18 protein-coding genes are annotated in these 17,865 nt (G+C 42.6%); 4 read left to right on the forward strand and 14 right to left on the reverse strand.

Annotated elements, in window-relative coordinates; all coding sequences use genetic code 11:
- Window positions 1-312: 312 nt before the first annotated feature.
- The 3 genes from PLL47_RS12185 (at window position 313) to PLL47_RS12195 (ending at window position 2,597) form a co-directional block, all read left to right on the forward strand.
- Window positions 313-1,047: a YIP1 family protein gene (locus PLL47_RS12185; protein ID WP_324446474.1), complete on the forward strand. Its 735-nt coding sequence runs from the start codon at window positions 313-315 to the stop codon at window positions 1,045-1,047.
- Between the two features lie 292 nt (window positions 1,048-1,339).
- Window positions 1,340-1,858, forward strand: a complete 519-nt coding sequence (locus PLL47_RS12190; RefSeq protein WP_324446475.1) for a hypothetical protein — start codon at window positions 1,340-1,342, stop codon at window positions 1,856-1,858.
- A complete protein-coding gene (locus tag PLL47_RS12195; protein WP_324446476.1) occupies window positions 1,842-2,597 on the forward strand; it encodes a winged helix-turn-helix transcriptional regulator in 756 nt (251 codons plus the stop codon). Before PLL47_RS12190 ends, PLL47_RS12195 begins: the two co-directional genes overlap by 17 nt.
- Window positions 2,598-2,960: 363 nt before the next feature.
- Here the strand turns inward: PLL47_RS12195 and PLL47_RS12200 are convergent, their stop codons facing one another.
- The 13 genes from PLL47_RS12200 to rpl7ae all read right to left on the reverse strand — a co-directional run bounded on the left by PLL47_RS12200 (window position 2,961) and on the right by rpl7ae (window position 15,285).
- Window positions 2,961-3,725, reverse strand: coding sequence for an ABC transporter permease (locus tag PLL47_RS12200; RefSeq protein ID WP_324446477.1), 765 nt, complete (start codon window positions 3,723-3,725; stop codon window positions 2,961-2,963).
- Entirely contained in the window at window positions 3,722-4,714 is a 993-nt protein-coding gene (locus PLL47_RS12205; RefSeq protein WP_324446478.1) for an ATP-binding cassette domain-containing protein, read from the reverse strand. The genes PLL47_RS12200 and PLL47_RS12205 overlap by 4 nt, the downstream gene beginning before the upstream one ends.
- Before the next feature lie 139 nt (window positions 4,715-4,853).
- Window positions 4,854-6,572: a dipeptide ABC transporter ATP-binding protein gene (locus tag PLL47_RS12210; protein ID WP_324446479.1), complete on the reverse strand. Its 1,719-nt coding sequence runs from the start codon at window positions 6,570-6,572 to the stop codon at window positions 4,854-4,856.
- A gap of 2 nt (window positions 6,573-6,574) precedes the next feature.
- Window positions 6,575-7,522, reverse strand: a complete 948-nt coding sequence (locus tag PLL47_RS12215; RefSeq protein ID WP_324446480.1) for an ABC transporter permease — start codon at window positions 7,520-7,522, stop codon at window positions 6,575-6,577.
- Window positions 7,519-8,502 carry an ABC transporter permease gene (locus tag PLL47_RS12220; RefSeq protein WP_324446481.1) on the reverse strand — a complete coding sequence of 328 codons (984 nt, stop codon included), beginning with the start codon at window positions 8,500-8,502 and terminating at the stop codon, window positions 7,519-7,521. The genes PLL47_RS12215 and PLL47_RS12220 overlap by 4 nt, the downstream gene beginning before the upstream one ends.
- A 27-nt stretch (window positions 8,503-8,529) precedes the next feature.
- Entirely contained in the window at window positions 8,530-9,390 is an 861-nt protein-coding gene (locus PLL47_RS12225) for a class I SAM-dependent methyltransferase (protein WP_324446482.1), read from the reverse strand.
- Window positions 9,368-11,041, reverse strand: coding sequence for an ABC transporter substrate-binding protein (locus tag PLL47_RS12230; protein ID WP_324446483.1), 1,674 nt, complete (start codon window positions 11,039-11,041; stop codon window positions 9,368-9,370). Before PLL47_RS12230 ends, PLL47_RS12225 begins: the two co-directional genes overlap by 23 nt.
- 484 nt (window positions 11,042-11,525) lie before the next feature.
- Window positions 11,526-11,936 (reverse strand): 30S ribosomal protein S6e, encoded by a 411-nt coding sequence (locus PLL47_RS12235; RefSeq protein WP_324446484.1) that lies wholly within the window; start codon window positions 11,934-11,936, stop codon window positions 11,526-11,528.
- A gap of 122 nt (window positions 11,937-12,058) precedes the next feature.
- The gene (gene infB / locus PLL47_RS12240) at window positions 12,059-13,834 is read right to left on the reverse strand and encodes a translation initiation factor IF-2 (RefSeq protein WP_324446485.1); all 1,776 of its coding nucleotides are present in this window, start codon (window positions 13,832-13,834) and stop codon (window positions 12,059-12,061) included.
- 153 nt (window positions 13,835-13,987) lie between these two features.
- Window positions 13,988-14,437: a nucleoside-diphosphate kinase gene (gene ndk / locus PLL47_RS12245; protein ID WP_324446486.1), complete on the reverse strand. Its 450-nt coding sequence runs from the start codon at window positions 14,435-14,437 to the stop codon at window positions 13,988-13,990.
- A 29-nt stretch (window positions 14,438-14,466) separates the two neighbouring features.
- On the reverse strand, window positions 14,467-14,655 hold the full coding sequence (locus tag PLL47_RS12250) for a 50S ribosomal protein L24e (protein WP_229391451.1): 189 nt from the start codon (window positions 14,653-14,655) through the stop codon (window positions 14,467-14,469).
- Window positions 14,656-14,676: 21 nt separating this feature from the next.
- Entirely contained in the window at window positions 14,677-14,898 is a 222-nt protein-coding gene (locus PLL47_RS12255; protein WP_011034384.1) for a 30S ribosomal protein S28e, read from the reverse strand.
- Window positions 14,899-14,922: 24 nt separating this feature from the next.
- Complete coding sequence (gene rpl7ae / locus PLL47_RS12260; protein WP_324446487.1) at window positions 14,923-15,285, reverse strand: 50S ribosomal protein L7Ae; 363 nt, start codon at window positions 15,283-15,285, stop codon at window positions 14,923-14,925.
- Window positions 15,286-16,305: 1,020 nt separating this feature from the next.
- Between rpl7ae and PLL47_RS12265 the strand changes: the two genes are divergently transcribed.
- A complete protein-coding gene (locus PLL47_RS12265; RefSeq protein ID WP_324446488.1) occupies window positions 16,306-16,758 on the forward strand; it encodes a hypothetical protein in 453 nt (150 codons plus the stop codon).
- Window positions 16,759-17,065: 307 nt separating this feature from the next.
- On the opposite strand, the gene PLL47_RS12270 is transcribed toward PLL47_RS12265, so the two are convergent.
- A partial coding sequence (locus PLL47_RS12270) for a hypothetical protein (protein ID WP_324446489.1) occupies window positions 17,066-17,865 on the reverse strand: 800 nt, incomplete at its 5' end.

A 17,865-nucleotide genomic window follows, 5' to 3' on the forward strand; every position in this document is an offset into this window, starting at 1 on the left:
GGATAAGTTTCTGCTAATTTTCGGATAAGTTTCTGCTAATTTTCGGATAAGTTTCGGATAATATGTATTCCAGCACCTTTTTCTGAATGATCGTATTTTTTTACTGTTTTTCTGGCCTGTTCTGTTGTTTTTTTCAGCAGAGATTATAACTTTTTATTATAATCAACCTGATGAAAGTCTATACTTTGTCCAGTCAAATTCATCCGATAGAATTAACTTGAAAATATTAGCGGATTAGTTCTTCTATTATTATGTTTATGGATTATGATTTAAGTCATGGAATAAAACATAAAGAAGCAAAATTAAATCTAAATGCCTGATTTATCATACGGAACTTTTATAAGTTTTATGCGTATATTGCATAAGGCTTGTGAAGGTGTGAAAAATATGGATAATCTAAACCTGAATAATCTCTTATTTGATCCTGATTCGTTTTTCAGAGAAAAGTCAAAGAACAATATTGATTTTAAGCCTCCTGTATTGATAATACTTATAGTCGCTGCAATCGCAATGGTTTCAAGCTTTCTGGTTATGAAGCAGTTTAGTGGAATGTTCCCTTCTGATATGGGTTCATACGTGTCGACGGCAGCAATTGCATTTGGTATCGTTGGAGGGCTATTTGGAACATTTTTTTACTGGTTCATACTGACCGTAATCTTCTATTCAATTTCTTATGTATTTGATTCAAAAGGCTCTTTCAAGAGGACGTTAGAGTTTGTGGGTTACGGATTCGTGCCGCAGATATTCAGCGGTTTAATTGGCGTTGTTATAACATACTGGCTAACAGCTTCAGTTGATTTTTCATTACAGGATCCTGAGCTTATAACCGAAAGTATGACGCAGATGTTCTCAAGCAATCCTCTGTTTTATGCATCGCAGGCAGTTGGAATTCTATGCCTCTTACTGTCTGCATACATCTGGGTATTTGCACTTCTGCATGCACGAAATTTGTCAATTAAAAACGCTGCCCTTACTGTCGGAATTCCTGTCGGGCTGTATATTATTTATCTCGTATACATGTTCCTGTTTACTTCCGGAAGCATTTAATTCTGTAGCCTTTAACGCAAATAGAAGTAGAGGGTGGAAATCAGCTTCTCTTAAATCCCTCTTAAATCCTCTGAAAGCTTATTTATAAAATTTACGATTTTATCCTGTTGTTGAGAATGGAAAAACATCCTTCTAATCTCCCCTTTTTTTAAAAAAGTTATCCAGAGGACGGTATCCCGTGTCTTTTTTCAGACTGGCTAGCGCATTCTCTTAAAAAGTTTTATAAGAACCTGCAGGATGATTATTTGATACCCTGGAGAGAAACTTTATATGCTCGGGTTTCTTACCCCTCATGGGTGACAGTATGAATATATGGAAAGTATTAATGCTATGTATGGTTGCAGGTATGCTGATTGTTCCTGTAGCTTCAGCCGAAGAGGAACATACGCTAAACTCCGCTGATAAAGACAATCTGGTTTCTGCTAAAAATGATAAAGTAGATTACATTGTCAGCCCCTCAGAAGATTCTTCTGATACAGAGAATCCTGTTTCCATACTATCAACTCAGTACATAAGCCAGGGGCAGGCTATAAATCATTATGTGAGTGTGGGCTCGGGAGTAGACTATCTTGAAGTGGACCTGAACTGGGGAGATACGAGTGACTCCCTTACTCTTAAAATTTATAATCCTTCAGGTACTCAGATTGGAGGAACTTACCGTGACAGTTCTGATGGAAGTGTAAATGGCAGAATACACATCAATATAACACCCTCCAGTGGAGACGTTCAACAGGGAACCTGGAGGTTCAGGGTTTACGGGGAATCAGTAAGTGGAACCGAAAGTTACACGCTTAATGTTTACCAGCACTAAGCCTGGAAAAAAGCTTATTGTCTGTTTACTTTTTTTTCTTTTAGTATCAACAGCCGGGGCTACGGAATATATTGTGACCCCAGCTAAAAATGACGAAGCAGGATTTTCAGTTAATGGAGAAGAGGTTGTGCTTCTTAAGGACTTTACAGTCTACTGGCAGTTTCTCCTCTGGCTGGCTGCGATGCAAATCCTGTCGGTAATAGATATAATACTGTACCCTGTGAAGCTTGTTTTCGCAATACTCGGGTTCCGTATTGTAGACCACTCAAATGCTGCTGGGGTTTTGAAGAGAAAGCATATATACGCCTTAATAAAAGCCAGTCCGGGAACATCCCTCAATGATATCGCGAATAATATGGGTCTGAACCGGGGAACTTTGCGCCACCATCTCAAAATTCTCGAAACTGAAAATATGGTTGAAGCTCATAGTAATCATGGAAAGGTCCGTTACTTCCAGAATAACGCCACATACGAAGAAAAAGAAAAACTTGTTATTTCAGCCCTCCAGAACGAGACGATTCGCAGGATAATTTCCAAGATACTGGATGAAGAGTGCAATACCAATGGAGATCTTGCCCGAACAACAGGAATTTCTAAAGGGACAATTTCCTGGTATATAAAGCAGTTGAAGAGGTTAGATCTTATTGAAGAAAATCAGGTAGGAAGGAGTACGCTGTATAATATAAATCCTGTTTATCGAGACACAATTGAAACAATGTACCTGAAATTTTTTGAATAACGGGATAAAGAAAGTATTTTACCTCGTCTTTTTTGATTCATTTTTGATAAATCCATCATTTTAAGCATCAGTTCCGAAAAACCGAAAATTCAGCATTCGTCCCGATTGTTTGATGATGTGGCTAAAAACCTTATGCTTTATATTGAGTAAATCTGAAATAGATATGGAGTTCAAATATCCCCTCCCGAGTAAATTTGAACCCACTTCTTGAGGCATGGTTATGTTAGCCCTGAAAATTCCCCGGGCTTTCCTGACCTTGCTTCTGAGTAACTGCCGCTCAACCCGGTATAATTATCAAAAATTTCTGGCTCTTTTTCTTCTGCACTTAATGCCGGTTATTTCATGCCAAAAACTAAAACACATTTATATCGCTTCTGCTCTCCGGAAAAAATAACCACTGGCAAAGACCATCATAACCGACAGTGTTAATAGAATTGATATGTCCAGGGCTATTGAAAATTCGCAATGACCAATCAATACCCCCCGCAAAGCATCAACGCCGTATGTCAGCGGATCAAAATAAGACAGAGCCCTTATCGAGGCCGGCAGATTTGAAACAGGAAATAAGGCTCCGGATAAAAGAAACAGGGGAAATGCAATAAAATTAATAACCGTGCTGAACCCGTGAAAGTCCTTCAGTACCGAAGACAAAATCAACCCTATGTTTATAAAGATCATCGATATCAGAACCATTATCACGATAGAGGACAGAATAGCAGGAATAAAAGGCAGCCTGAAACCAAGCAATACTGACATCATCATAATAATAAGCGCCTGAATGAGAGATGTTGTTGCGCTTCCGGAAATCATCCCGAGGACAATAGAGGTTCTGCTTGCAGGAGTAACCATAACCTCTTTTAAAAATCCGAACTGCTTGTCCATAATGACGCTCATACCTGCATAAGCAGCCGTAAAAAGAAGAGTCATTCCTATAATGCCAGGCACAAGGTACTGAAAATATCCTATTGATGCAGGCAGACCCGGAAATTCCACTCTTCTGAAACCCATTCCCTGAAAGACCAGCATAAAAGCCGGCATACCAATAGCACCTGCTATCCTTGACCTTGCCCTGAAGTACTTTATCATCTCACGCCGCCAGAGAACATATACAACTCTTCCCTGAATCACCTGAGCATCCTCCTTCTCATCCGCTCACGCCTGACCGACTTTCTGCTTCCTTCCTGTTCCCGTATAGTTGAACCTGTCAGGCGGAGAAAAACGTCTTCAAGACTTGGTTTGTTGAAATTAATCGAACTGATCCCTATACCCAGGACGCCGGCAGTCTGAAAAATATCTGGAATATTTTTCTCATAATCCGATATAATTACATCAAGCATTTTTCCGTTCTGAACAACTTCCTTCACCCAGTCTTTTTCCCCCAGTGCAGCAGAAAAGATATCAGCCTCCCCCTCAATTTCCAGGCTGACACAATCACCCCTTAGGCGGCTTTTCAGACCTGATGGTGTATCAAGTGCAATTATCTTCCCATGGTCAATTATCGCAATCCGGTCACAGAGGTAATCAGCTTCTTCCATATAATGGGTGGTCAGAACGACAGACGTCCCGTAATCCCTGTTCAGCTTTCTGATATGTTCCCATATTGATCTCCTGGTCTGTGCATCAAGCCCGAGGGTAGGCTCATCCAGAAACAAAACCTTTGGATAATGAATAAGACCCCTTGCGATTTCAAGCCGCCTTTTCATCCCGCCCGAATAATTTTCAACAAGAATATCGGCTTTATCAGCCAGACCCACAACATCAAGCACTTCCCGGATTCTTTTTTTCCTCTCATCTGAACCGATACTGTACATCATGGCGTGAAACTCAAGGTTTTCCCGCCCTGTAAGCCCTATATCAAGAGAGGGGTCCTGAAATATTATCCCTATATTATTCCTGATCCTGGCAGGATCTCTTCTAAGGTCATATCCTGCGATTTCAGCATCACCTGCTGTGGGAATAATAAGTGTGGTCAGCATATTGATTATAGTTGTTTTTCCCGCACCATTGGGTCCCAGAAGCCCGAAGAGTTCTCCGGTCTCAATCGAAAATGAGACACTGTCCACAGCAGTGAATTCTCCGAATTTTTTAGTCAGCTCTTTAACAATTATTGCACTCATATGAAACAAGACCTTAAAACCGAAATTATTGAACAATTATCAGACATTCATTTTTCAAAATTCTCTTTTCAAAATTCATCATTAATTGAAATAAATGAACAGTGTAAGTTTGAAAATTGCATAAATATGATCTGAACGCTTAATGATTATGGCAGCACAGCCCTAATCTTGAACCCACAAGCCTTTTTGTATACTCCTCAGCAGGTGAAAGCATCACATCGTGGGAATTCCCCATCTCTACAATCTTTCCGGAGTCCATAACGGCTATCCTGTCAGCAATCTTCAGAGTAAGGGAGAGGTCATGTGAAATATATATCATTGCAAACCCTTTCCTGTTCTGAAGGCCCTTTAAAAGTCGCAATATGTTTGCAGATGTTGAGACATCCAGAGCCGACGTTATCTCATCGGCAATAAGGAGTTTCGGCTCCATGACCATTGCTCTGGCAAGTGCAACCCTCTGCCTCTGCCCGCCGCTGAGTTCTCCGCAGTATTTTTTGAGGAAATTATCATTAGCTGGAAGGCGGACAAGTCCAAGGGCATTTTTAACCATCTGCAGCCTGTCTCCATTCGACCCTATCTTATTGATATAAAGGGGCTCTTTGACTGCATCAAGCACGGTAAACCTGTTGCTTGTCGAACTGAATGGGTCCTGGAATACTATCTGAATGCCGTTGAGCCTGTTCCCAAAGTTCCCTCTGTTTACATTCCCGCCCATAAACAGGACCTCTCCTGATTCGGGTTTTATCACATTTGCAAGGAGATGTGCAAGGGTTGACTTGCCTGAACCTGTCTGGCCTACAACTGCAAGAACCTCCCCTTCCTTCACTTCCAGATTAACATCCTCAACTGCCTGAAGATATTCCCCATCCGGTAGACGATATCTGAAACTCAGATTTCTTGCTTCCAGAAGACCTGCTACGCCTCCCCTGTGGCATGCAATTTCCCTCCCGCCTGCGGGCATCAGAACCGGGGAAACTTTGCTGCAGATATCGATTTTTTGCGTGCACCTCGGGCTGAATGGACAGCCATTAAACTCATCCCCTGCCGGTACATCTCCGGGAATTCCCCATAAATCTTTATAAACAAAAATATCCGGGGTCGAGTGGACAAGTCCTCTTGTATACGGGTGGCGGGGAGACACAAGGATATCCCTTACAGGGCCTGTTTCCATAATCCTTCCCGAATACATAACGGCAATTCTCGACGCCACCGAAGACACAAAAGTAATATCATGAGATATCAGTAACATTGTATACCCGTTCTTTTTCTGAAGGTTAACCAGAAGATCCCTTATCTCCTTTCGGGTGAATGCGTCAAGGGCGGAAGTAACTTCATCAAGAATCAGTAATTTAGGGTCGCATGAAAGAGCCATTGCCAGAAGAACCCTCTGCCTCATGCCCCCGGAAAACTGATGCGGATACAGATCCATCCATTTCGGATCAAGACCAACAGTCCGGAACAGGTCAGCACATTTACTCCGGGCTTTTTCAGGGCTGATACCAAGATGCTTTATCATTGGTTCTGTTACCTGAACACCTATTTTCAATACCGGGTTCAGCACCTCAAGGCTGTTTTGAAAAACTATTGCAATATCTTTCCACCTGAATTTGTCCATCCCGGATTCGGGCAGTGAAGAGATTAGCTCATCCCTGTAAAGGATTTCACCGTAAACGGCTGTATTTTCCGGCAAAAGCCCCATGATCCCGAGGGCAACAGTGGTCTTACCGCTTCCGGATTCTCCTACAATGCCCAGAATTTCTCCTTCTTCAATTTCAAAAGAAATGCCGTCAACAGCCCTGACAGTGTCAGTGTCGGTCATATAGCGGCATTTAAGGTCGTTGACTTTAAGCAGACTCATAATCAGAACCCTTTTTTCATCTTTAATTTCGGATCAAGTATCCTTTCCATATCCCTGCTTATGAACGCAAGACAGAGCAGGAGAAAAATAAGCATAAACAATGGAGGCAAGAGCCACCACTGCCAGTAAGGCGTAAAATATATTGATTTGAAACCGGTTGCATGATTAAGCATCATTCCCCAGCTCTTGGAAGTAGGGTCTCCAAGTCCCAGAAAAGCGAGCCCTGTTTCGGCTATGATTGCATGTGAGGATATGCTGATGACAAGCACGAGCAGAACAGGCATAACTTCGGGAAATATATGCTTCCGGAGCAGGTAAAACGGCTTTGCACCGTAATTTTGGGCGGCAATAATATAGTTGTTCTTTTTTAATGAAAGAGTCTGGGAACGTGCAATGCGTGCGGGTTTTGCCCAGCTGAAGAGCACGAGTACAAGGATAACGTTAAGGATACTCGGCCCGAGAAAAGCGGATATTACAATCAGAAGAGGAAAACCTGGAAGAGACATAGTCACATCGATTACTCTCATCAGTGCCTGGTCAATATGCCCTCCCATATACCCTGCCAGTATCCCGAGAGTTCCTCCCCCAAAACCTGCCGTAAAAGCTACCGCAAGCCCTATTGTAAGGCTCATTCTTGCACCATAACAGATCTGCGACCAGATGTCCATGCCAAGTTCATCGGTTCCGAGTATGTGTTCGGGACCTGGGGGTTCAAGGGAATTTCCTGTGATCTTCTGAGGTGGATAAATTGTTATTACAGGAGCAAAAGCTGCCATTAAAATGATACAGAGGATCCCAAGGATACCAATTTTACCTTCAGTACTGAATTTAGAGAAAGGCCTGGCTACAATGCTTACAATTCTGTTAATTCTGTTACTTCTGTTAATGTTTAAAGCCCGAATAAAAGAGAGTATTCCGGCATTTTCAGAGAAAGCAATATCCTTTATCATACCACAACTCTCGGATCAAGTTTCCCGTATATTTTGTCAACCAGCAGGTTGCAGACAAGTATTGAGACTGCAATTACCAGGAGAATGCCCTGAATAAGGGGATAATCTCTGCCAATTACAGCACTTCGGAGTGTCATCCCTATGCCGGGATAAGAAAAAACGCTCTCAACAAGCACAACGCCGCCCATCATTATGCCGATCATGAAACCTGTTCTTGTAACTACAGGAAGCAGGGCATTTCTGAGTGCATGCCTTGTCCATACGGTTTTTTCACCCAGCCCTTTTGCCCGGGCAGTCCTGATGTAATCCTTTGTGGTCACTGTAATCAGGGTGTTTCTGGTGAGCAGGTACACGCCGGTTAGCTGTGAAAGTGACAGGGTCACAACGGGCAGAAAAGCATGGTAGAGGATATCCCGTGCCTGTTCTGCCAAACTGTTATAGTCAGAGAAAGGGGTAATGGCACCCGCAAGCGGGAAGATCCTCAGGTGTACACTGAAAATCAGGAGAAGGATCAGGCCAAGCAGAAAAGAGGGAATTTCTGCAAAAGCTATCATGCCCGTCATCATAATTCTGTCACTCCCGTTTTTTCGGTTCTTTGCCGAAAGTGTTCCTAGAACCACACCGGATATTGTACTGATTACAGTAGCTCCCTCGACGATCAGCACAGTCCAGGGGAGATGGAGCAATATTACATCACTGACAGGCATTTTGTAATAAATGCTCCTTCCCAGATTTCCTGTCATCAGATTTTTCATATATACTAAAAACTGTTCATAAAGCGGCCTGTCAAGCCCGTAATAGTTCATGTAATAAAGGCGCTGCTCCTCTGTCATTACGATAATATCTTCCCCTGCCTCGTCTGCGGAGGTAGTCGTGAAAGGGTCTCCAGGCATCATTCTTGGAAGAAAAAAGTTTATGGCAAGAATTACAAAAAGGGTTGATAGCAACCTTAAAGTAAACGAATTCCTGTCATTTCTCATTAAATCATCTGCCCCTTTACCGCCCGATTATCTGCCGTTAACTTCCCATACCATCATGCCGGTATATACATCCGACTCGGAACGGTAGATTCCTTCCGGAGAGGCTTTTTGATAATAATCCATTATTTTTTGCTTTGTTTCATCATCAAAATCCCTGCCCCTTCCAATGAACTCCATTGCCTGTTCTGCCGCTTCTTTCCAGTTTAGCTCTTCTTTCCATTCGGAATGGTTAATCCGAAGTGAGGGCCTGTAGCCTGAAAGGTAGAGATACATGAAGGGGTAAATTATGCCGTTCATGTTATTCCCGGAATTTTCCCCGACTATCGAACTCCGAATATCACGATACGCTTTATCCTCCTCTCTTCTCAGGAAGTTACTGTAATAACAGAGCTTTTTTGAGCATTTCATCATCGTATCAAAGTTATCAACATCCCTGATCCCCGGTGTCATGGAGGCAATTACAAGGTCGAATTTGTTCCGGAATCCAAGCTCATCTATGTCTGCCGTCCACCAGGAACATTCAATGATGTCTATCGGAAGAGACTCTTTTTTTACGGCATCTTTCAGCCTGTCAAGCATTCCACACGAAATATCAAGTGCTGTAACTTCTGCTCCGAGCCGTGAAAGAGGAAGGGAGAGGGTGCCGGGTCCGCACCCGATATCCAGGACTCTGGAACCTTCCGGATTAAAACCGGATTCTTCGAGGAATTCGAGAATTTCATCGGTTCTCTTCTTTCTTTGATCTTTGTCAATATTCCTGGAATAATTATCAGAGCGCCTGTTCCAGAACTCTGCCATCCTGCCCTCATCCATGATCAGCCCATTAGCCGTGGATTTTTTCCAGCACTCGATCAGGTTGTTAATATCATCTTTTTGCTGCAACTCCATCCCTCTCCAGATACGAAAGAATGCTGTGTGTCCTTGCATGGTGGTCGTACATATTCATCCAGCCGTCGTATTTTGAAATGTGCCATGCATCATACGATGTGGTATAATAAAGCGGGATTGCGGGTACGTCACTGGCAATCACGGTCTGCATCTCGTATACAAGTTCTTTCCGTTTCTCATCGTCCAGTTCCTGCAATTCCTGTGCACCAAGGGCATTCAGGGTATCATTATGGTAACCAAACACTGATGCACCGGATGATACACTTCCTGACTTTGAGGTATCACAGTATCTTGTACGGAGATAATCTGCATCAGTTCCCCAGCCTCCATAGCCACTGATCAGGAGTTCAAAGTCTCCGCTCTTCAGATTGGAATCACGGGACTTGCTCTCCAGTGACTTTACCTGGACATCGATTCCCACTTCACTCAGTCTCTCTTTTATGAGTTCTCCAATACGGACTTCGCCGCTGCTGAGGGACAGTACATATGACAGTTTTTCCCCGTTTTTATCGCGTATTCCATCCCCGTCTGTATCGGTCCATCCTGCCTCGTCAAGCAGTACTCCGGCTTTTTCCGGATCGTAGCCATATTCCGGCTGGTCGGGATTATACCAGACATGGTCTTCGGGAAGTATGCCCATTTTGCCGGCTTTTCCTGCACCTCTTGCGATCTTTTCCACCAGTTCGTCACGGTCAATTGCATAAGCAAAAGCCTGCCTTACCCTGCTGTCATTGAGCTCAGGACAGTTTTTCATGTTGAAATAAAACTGGTAACCCCAGAAAGCCGGCTGCTGGACTATTCTTATATCCGGGTCTGACGTGAACCGGTCAAGAGTATCGGGAGATATGCTTGTGAAGTCTATTTCTCCCTGTTCAAAAGCTACCAGTGAATCGCTTACCGGAACAAACTCGACGGTTTTAACGGAAGTCTCAGGTCCCCAGAAATTCTCGTTTGTTACAAAGCGGTATGTTCCATGCTCTTTATTGTACTCGTCAAGAAGGAACGGGCCGGTACCAATGACAGCCTCTGGATCAAGGAAACTGGCAGGGTCTGAGACATTTTCGTATATATGCTCTGGTATGATCTCAAAACCAGTCAGCTTGTAAAGGAAGGTTGAAACAGGCTGGTTAAGTACGAATTTGACAGTGTTTGCGTCCACAACCTGAACATTATCTACAATGCCAGACTCAATTCCACCTGATACCGGTACATGTTCCTGCTCATAATCAAAAGTAAATTTGACGTCATTTGCTGTGAAAGGTTCTCCATCACTCCACACAACACCTTCACGGAGATGAATTGTATATTCTGTCCCATCTGAACTGACATCCCAGCTTTCAGCCAGCCAGGGAATTATGCCTGTTTCATCTCTTTCTAACAGGCTGTCAAAGATCATTCCAACTTTTGATGATCCGGGACCTCTTGGATATATCGTAAACGGCTGTGGATAGCCGCAATCTCCGCCGCTAAGGTTAACAGCATCCACATGCTGTGATCCTTCAGCAGTATTCTCAACCAGTGCTTCTTCTGCCAGTGCCTCTCCAGCCGTTGTTTCGGCCTGAGCGCTGTCCTTTTCAGCACAGCCCGCCGTCATCAGGATCAGGGCTGTCAGGAAAACAGAAAATAGTACAAATAACTTTTTTTTCTCCATTAAAGAACACCCTATTTTTGTGAATTTCCCTACCTATCGCATGGTAATATGAATAAATATATTAACAACACGTAGGTGTTATTATCTGCACATATAAGAGTATTACGAAATGCTTCTAAATATGTGAAAAATCTCAGATTATAATAAACTAATTAACTTATTTATGCTTTAATTCTGAGTTGAATAATGTAAATTATGGTAAAAGCAATTGACTTTTTGTCCAGACTTATACAAAAATACTGTAACTATCAGGTCGATGAGCTTTGTTTTCTGAAACTCGGTGTACAAAAAGAGGGCTCGAGATATTCGCTGGAAGAATCAAGCAAAAAAGTACGGTTGATTTCGAATATTATCTCAATAAAGGCTTTAATCAATATACTCAAAAATAATGCAAAAAGAGTTCTGCAAAAAAAGTTCTCAAAACAGAATCAAATAAAAAAGATCTAAGAGTATGGAAAATCCCGCCCGAAGGCGGAACTTGAATTTACTCTGCTGCTGGAGCTTCTTCTGCGGTTTCAAGGCCGAGAAGAGCTTTTATGGATTTGCTTCCGTATTCAACGATCTTGGCGTTGACCTGAACAATATCGGGAGCAATTTCCCTTCCGCGCATCATTTTTCTCCTGCGCTGGCCGGGAAGCTTGGGGGTGTAACCGACACCTGTTGCGGTCAGGATTCTCTGTCTCCTGGGACCTGGAAGGTCCGGCTTCATAACAAAACCGCTGCCATCACAGCCGCCAGTGATCTGGACTTTGTAGCCGGTGAGCCCGAAAATGCTGCCGTCAACAATGTTCCCGATTGACTTTCCTATTAATGCGTTTGCTTCAGCATCCTTAATATCGATCTGGTAAGCACGTGCTTCTTTTGGATCAGAAACTACAACTTTGAAATTTGCCATGTGAAATCCTCCAATCAGATTTATTTAAAATAATTCCTTTTCCTTGCTTTTTAATCTGAGTTATCCTGAATTCTTACCTGTCTTGCTGCATCCTGAATATGCTGCTGCCTGCATATCAGCTTTTACTTTGCCCAGAAAGGATTGTCTTTCCTTTTGAGTGACAGGAAAATATCAAGAGTTTCCTTTTCATCGGTTGAAAGGGAGTCGTAGATCTCGTGCTCAAGGACTTTGGCATGCCTTTCAGGCACGTTAATATAGAGCACGTCTTCTTCTTTGATCTGCCTGCCTACGGTTGCACCTTCGATTGCCATTGCAACCTCTTTGCCTACTTTTGCAGAAGGAATATTTTCACCTTCGGACTGCAGACCCTTAATCTTGCCAACAACGGTTCCGTTTTCAAGCATGACATCCGCATTTGTCCGGACAACTCCTCCAAGAACTCTTACCCCGACAACAGCGGGTTTGCTCTGCCGGAAAACACATCCTGGAAGGATTTTGAACTTTCCGGGGCGGATTATTGTCTCGAAAATCTTCTTTTCAGCCAGTTCCTGCTGCTCTTTGACGTATTTCTGGTAATCTTCAACCAGGCGGTAGATCACATCACTTGTGAATACCTTTATACTGCTGTCCTGCAAAAAATCTCTGGCATCAGGGTGAACCTTAACATTGAAACCTATAATCACCGAGTAAAGAGGGTCTTCAACTGTCGAAGCCTCGACTGCGTCCCTGTGGGAGATGTCTCCTACTTCAGCTTTCCTGATAGGAACATTATCTTTCTGGAACTCGTGGACAAGGGCTTCAAGGGAGCCAAGGGTATCTGCTTTGATCATAACCCCTACTGAACCCGTATCAATCCTGACCTCATCGATCTCGGACTTTACCTGGGCTACAATCTCTTCAAGGTCATCTTCCGTTGCAACCCTTATAGGAGAGCCTGCAAGTGCACCTTCGAGTCCCGGAGCAGAGATCTTTACACCGGCTGCAGCAGTTACTTTATTTACCTGCTGGAACTTGCTCTCATAACGGATTTCGGAAAGTTCCCTCGGCTTTAAAAGAGCCCTCACCTTTGTCTGGATCGGCTCGCCCAGGCTTCCGATAACAACCGTATCTCCTTTCTTCAGTGTGCCGTCGTAAAGGATAATATCAAGGGTTGCTCCGAGTCCTTTTTCTTCCTTTACCTCGAGGACAGTCCCTACTCCCGGATTTTTGGCGCTGTACTGAAGGTTTGCCTCAAGGAATTTCTGGGCAAGACCTAAGAGCACCATAAGGACATCAGGAATGCCTTCTCCAGTAAAAGCGCTAACAGGGACCACACCAAGGGTTTTCTGGAAGTTTGTGACCCGGTCATAGCGTTCTGCGGCAAAGCCCTGGTTGTAAAGCTCGCCTATTACCTCATAGAGCTTTGTTTCAAGCCGTGCCTGGACATCACTGGACTGCTTCTTGAAAGTCGCTGCAAAAGGCATGTCCTTGTATGATACCCAGCCACCGATCCTGTCGATCTTATTGGCAACAACAACAAAAGGAGTTTTGAACCGCTTTAAGATCTGCAAGCTCTCGTGGGTCTGGGGTTTGAAACCTTCGTTTATGTCAACGACAACAATTGCAAGGTCGGCAAGAGCGCCTCCTCTGCTCCTGAGGGTTGTAAAAGCGTGGTGTCCTGGAGTGTCAATAAAAAGCAGCCCCGGCACCATGAAACGGTCCCTGAGCCTGGGATCTCCGAGCTTATTGACAATCACATCTATAGGGACTTCGGTTGCCCCTATGTGCTGGGTAATAGCCCCGGCTTCTCCGCTAACAATTGCAGTACCTCTGATCTTGTCAAGCAGAGTGGTTTTCCCATGGTCAACGTGCCCCATCACGCAGACTATAGGAGTCCTGAGATTTTTCTTGTCGGTCATATACAGAACCTCTCTCATTCCCGCGTCTTATTTGCTGCAGGTCCAGAAGGGTCCGGGTTTCCCCGGAAGGACCCATTTTGCAGGTAACGGATTACGAAAGCTTTGTCGTGCCGAAAAATTCCGGAAACATGAAAAGGCTTTTCCGAACCTGCATTACTCGTACAGACAGACCTCATCGACTCTGGAATACTTCGCGATTTCGGAGTCCTTAAAGTGAATTGCAATTTCTCTTGCTGCAGCTTCAGGAGAATCTGAGGCATGAACCACGTTTCTTCCCACATCAAGAGCAAAGTCTCCGCGGATAGTTCCGGGAGCGGCGTCTACAGGGTTTGTAGCTCCGTTTATTGCTCTCATAACTTTAACTGCATTCTTTCCTGCAACTACCATTGAAACTGAAGGGCCTGAGGTAATGAACTCGATAAGCGAGGGGAAGAACGGCCTTGCTGCGTGTTCACCGTAGTGTTCTTTTGCAGTGGCTTCGGAAATAACGTTCATTCTGAGGGCGACAATCTTCAAGCCTCTCTTTTCGATCCTGGAAATTACCTCTCCAACCAGCCCGCGCTGGACTCCGTCAGGCTTTACCATTACGTATGTCTGTTCCATGTGCACACCTTCTTTTGACTAACAGGCAATTATGCTTTTTTAAGCTGGATTTTGCCTTTCTCAGTCCACTCGGTGCGGCGCGGAAGCCTGCCAAGGGCAAAGTTGCTCATGCACTTGGAAGAGCACATGAAGTAAGTGGAGCCGTCTTTTTTGACGTAGAGCTTACCGGTACCAGGCTCCAGCATCTGTCCGCAAAAATAGCATTTCCTCTGTTCCATTTATTTTCACCGTGTATCTTTTTACCTGGTAGTCAGTTTCTTTGCTTCTCTTGACGTTTCCAGAAGCATCAGAATGTCACCGATGCGGACAGGACCCACACAGTTCCTTGTGATTACCCGGCCCTTGTCTCTGCCTTCCAGAACCCTGCACTGGATCTGACTGGCTTCACCATGCATACCTGTGTTCCCGATAACGTCAATAACTTCGGCAGCAAAGCCGCCTGTTGTGCTTTCTTCAGCCATAATCAGCACCCCTTGTTATCAGGATTATTTAAGAGCTTCAAGCTTCTGAGCGATGTCCTGGATCATTTCAGCTGCTTTGCCTGCATCTACAATTGCGACTGCTGCACAGGAGACACCAAGTCCGCTGGCTGCGCCAAGGTCTTTCTGGTTCTTAATGAAGATGTAGGGAGCTTTCTTTTCCTCGGAAAGAGGGGCAAGGTGAGCGACAATCTCTGCAGGCTCGATATCTTCAGCAACCAGGACAAGCTTTGCATTGCCTCTTTCGATTGCTTTTGTGGCTTCGTTTGTGCCCTTCTTAATCTTTCCTGTGTCTCTGGCAAGTTCCAGAGCTTCAAGTGCTTTGTTTGTAAGTTCTTCAGGAACATCGAATTTAGCTAATTGTGCCATTTAAGTTTCTCCTTCGAAATTGCGGATTTCGCAATTTTTCATCAATCATAGGTTTTTAACACATATCTGTCAACATTGAAAAAATTCAAATTCCCAGGAACCTGAAGTGCTTCAATGCGGAGAGTAAATGAGTTGAAACATAGATACTGCTAGCTAAATGCTGCAGATTGAACCTTAAAAGTACATACTAGCCTATAAACCTTCTGCTTGAGAAAAAGGGCAATAACCATTGAACTGAAACAACCCTGTGGGAAAAAAGCCTGGAAAATTGAAGAGTATCATAGAGGAATAAAACCGTTTTGTTGAGTATAATGCTGTCAGGCAAGAAGAAACGCTGTGCAAAGAGCGCACAACATGCTGGCAATAAGAATTTCTAAGATTTGAAATGCAAAGAATAAATACAGAGATTACATGGTTTGAAATAAAGTTGAGCATTACAAGAAATGCTATTAATAAATTTATAAGAAAGCCAATTTACACCTTAGGATAAAAATTGAGAAAATTAAGAAGTTGCCTGCAAAGCAGACAAACACGCAAGTCCTATTTTATTGATAATAAATTGGTTTTGAGACTAACTCATAAATATAAAGAAGATGTACTGTAGAAGATATTAAACTGTCTCAACAACAAGCTAAAAATTAATGTACAAATCAAACATACTTTTCAGAACATTAAACAGACATAAAAGTAAATGAAGACGTTTTATTTTGATACTCACTTTGAAAAGGTTTGTTAAAATCGAATTAAGAACGTTATCAACGAATCGCTCAACTTTTTGAAACATAAGAGGTATAATTCAAAATGTTTGTTCTTTTAGGAGTTGTCACAGAACAAACTATGCATAGGTTTAGATTGGATGCCTTGATTTTCAAGCTCGTTATCACCAATTAAAAATTAACTTTGTGAAAAATGTGCTTAATTTATTTTGTGACAGTTACTTAGTATATGCCTTTATAAGTTAGAGAAACACGAGTAAAAATTAACCTACTTGCTGATTTTGACTGTAACGGTTGTGTTATTATGGAGAAAATGAAGACAAAAGTGATTCGGTCAGTAATTGTACCATTACTTGTATCTGCATTGATTCACATCTTTGCACTATCGGTGTTTATTTTTGATATTTTTCACATATTACCGGAACTTTTTGAAGTTCTTATGGTACTGATCAGTATATTTGTATACCCAGTAGCCCCTATCTTTTACGGATTGCAGACAAAAGATCGAATAGGATCTATTATAGTTGGAACAGTACCAATATTATGTTTGTTCTACGAATTACATCTAAATTCATTTATTGCTGGAAATGTTCCTGAAACAGAGCGGATTCTCGACATTTTTACTTATTTTGGAAGTTTGGCAATTATTGGCGGACTGGAAGGGTATTATGCATCAAAAGAGCAGTTTGATTCTCTTATCATTGCAGTAGTTCTTGCGATATTTTGGATAAGCATATTTCTAAACGGATTAGATTGAACCTACTTTCCGCAGATGTCCTTTAAATTTTCACAATTTTTCTTGCTATCGTTTTTTCTGAAAAACTCCATATTTACCCAAACGTATATTTTTGATCTTTTCCTAAATTTGCGGCTTTTCTCCTTCATTGAAAACGTCCAGTAGTGTTTCCCTAAGCTTCAGTTGAGATAATAACTGCAAATTATCAAATATTTTTTCAAAAACGACAACAGGAAAAATGTTATTTTTTTGAAGACATCTGCGGAAAGACAGATTGAAAGTATTTTTTTATAAAAAATGAATATGAGAGTTAGTATAACTCATCAAATTACGATTCATATATTCTGGTAGCCCATCCGTTGTTATATGGAGATGAAATGTAGTTATCGAGGTCATAATTGTCCATGTAAACTGTCCAACCACCATTATAGAAATATGCAACATGCTCTTCAGCAGTTTCATATTGGTCTGCTGTATGGGGAGATGCTGTGTCGTGATGTGCGTTTGCAACTACAGCACCGCTAGACATTTGCCACAGCCTTACATGGTATCCGCCATTGGGGCGTGTTACGCTGTCAGCCACACCATCGCCTGCAGCCCAGCCCCATTGAGGATCAGCAACATAACGAGAATATTGAGTTGGGTAATCAGTCCAACCTTCATCCAACATCTCTGATTTTACTGTACTTACTGTATTACTGGGCCAGACCAAATTTATTGGATCCTCCCTTTCATAAATTCCGTAAGCTACATATGCCCATGCCCATTGAGGATAACTATAACCATCATTCCACCAATCATACGGATTGTCTGCAGTTGTTAGTACCACTGCTTTTTCGGTCACAGATACTTTTTCATTTCCTTCCGTAAGAACAAAGGATTCGCCATCTATAGAAATGGTATCCATAACATTTGTGTCTATAGGAATTGTCTCTACTTTTGTGATATTACTTAGACCAAATTTGTCTTCAAGACATTTTCCAGTGTAAATCTCACTTTTTGTTAGTTTACCTTGTTCATACTTGTAAGTTTTAATTGATGTGACATTTATGGTATGTTCATCCATCCATTTCTTTCTTTGGCATGAAAGTCCGTGATGAAAACTATCATCACGTACCCTTCCCTTCC

The sequence above is a fragment of the Methanosarcina sp. genome (assembly GCF_035390745.1).
Classification (GTDB): domain Archaea; phylum Halobacteriota; class Methanosarcinia; order Methanosarcinales; family Methanosarcinaceae; genus Methanosarcina.

Excerpts from the sequence above, each read along its gene's own strand:
- PLL47_RS12265 (WP_324446488.1), top strand. The coding sequence starts at position 16,306 with ATGGAGAAAATGAAGACAAAAGTGATTCGGTCAGTAATTGTACCATTA.
- PLL47_RS12255 (WP_011034384.1), bottom strand. The coding sequence starts at position 14,898 with ATGGCTGAAGAAAGCACAACAGGCGGCTTTGCTGCCGAAGTTATTGAC.
- PLL47_RS12185 (WP_324446474.1), top strand. The coding sequence starts at position 313 with ATGCCTGATTTATCATACGGAACTTTTATAAGTTTTATGCGTATATTG.
- PLL47_RS12205 (WP_324446478.1), bottom strand. The coding sequence starts at position 4,714 with ATGAGTGCAATAATTGTTAAAGAGCTGACTAAAAAATTCGGAGAATTC.
- PLL47_RS12190 (WP_324446475.1), top strand. The coding sequence starts at position 1,340 with ATGGGTGACAGTATGAATATATGGAAAGTATTAATGCTATGTATGGTT.
- PLL47_RS12250 (WP_229391451.1), bottom strand. The coding sequence starts at position 14,655 with ATGGAACAGAGGAAATGCTATTTTTGCGGACAGATGCTGGAGCCTGGT.
- PLL47_RS12215 (WP_324446480.1), bottom strand. The coding sequence starts at position 7,522 with ATGATAAAGGATATTGCTTTCTCTGAAAATGCCGGAATACTCTCTTTT.
- PLL47_RS12225 (WP_324446482.1), bottom strand. The coding sequence starts at position 9,390 with ATGGAGTTGCAGCAAAAAGATGATATTAACAACCTGATCGAGTGCTGG.
- PLL47_RS12235 (WP_324446484.1), bottom strand. The coding sequence starts at position 11,936 with ATGGCAAATTTCAAAGTTGTAGTTTCTGATCCAAAAGAAGCACGTGCT.
- PLL47_RS12210 (WP_324446479.1), bottom strand. The coding sequence starts at position 6,572 with ATGAGTCTGCTTAAAGTCAACGACCTTAAATGCCGCTATATGACCGAC.
- PLL47_RS12230 (WP_324446483.1), bottom strand. The coding sequence starts at position 11,041 with ATGGAGAAAAAAAAGTTATTTGTACTATTTTCTGTTTTCCTGACAGCC.
- PLL47_RS12195 (WP_324446476.1), top strand. The coding sequence starts at position 1,842 with ATGTTTACCAGCACTAAGCCTGGAAAAAAGCTTATTGTCTGTTTACTT.
- infB (WP_324446485.1), bottom strand. The coding sequence starts at position 13,834 with ATGACCGACAAGAAAAATCTCAGGACTCCTATAGTCTGCGTGATGGGG.
- PLL47_RS12220 (WP_324446481.1), bottom strand. The coding sequence starts at position 8,502 with ATGAGAAATGACAGGAATTCGTTTACTTTAAGGTTGCTATCAACCCTT.
- ndk (WP_324446486.1), bottom strand. The coding sequence starts at position 14,437 with ATGGAACAGACATACGTAATGGTAAAGCCTGACGGAGTCCAGCGCGGG.
- rpl7ae (WP_324446487.1), bottom strand. The coding sequence starts at position 15,285 with ATGGCACAATTAGCTAAATTCGATGTTCCTGAAGAACTTACAAACAAA.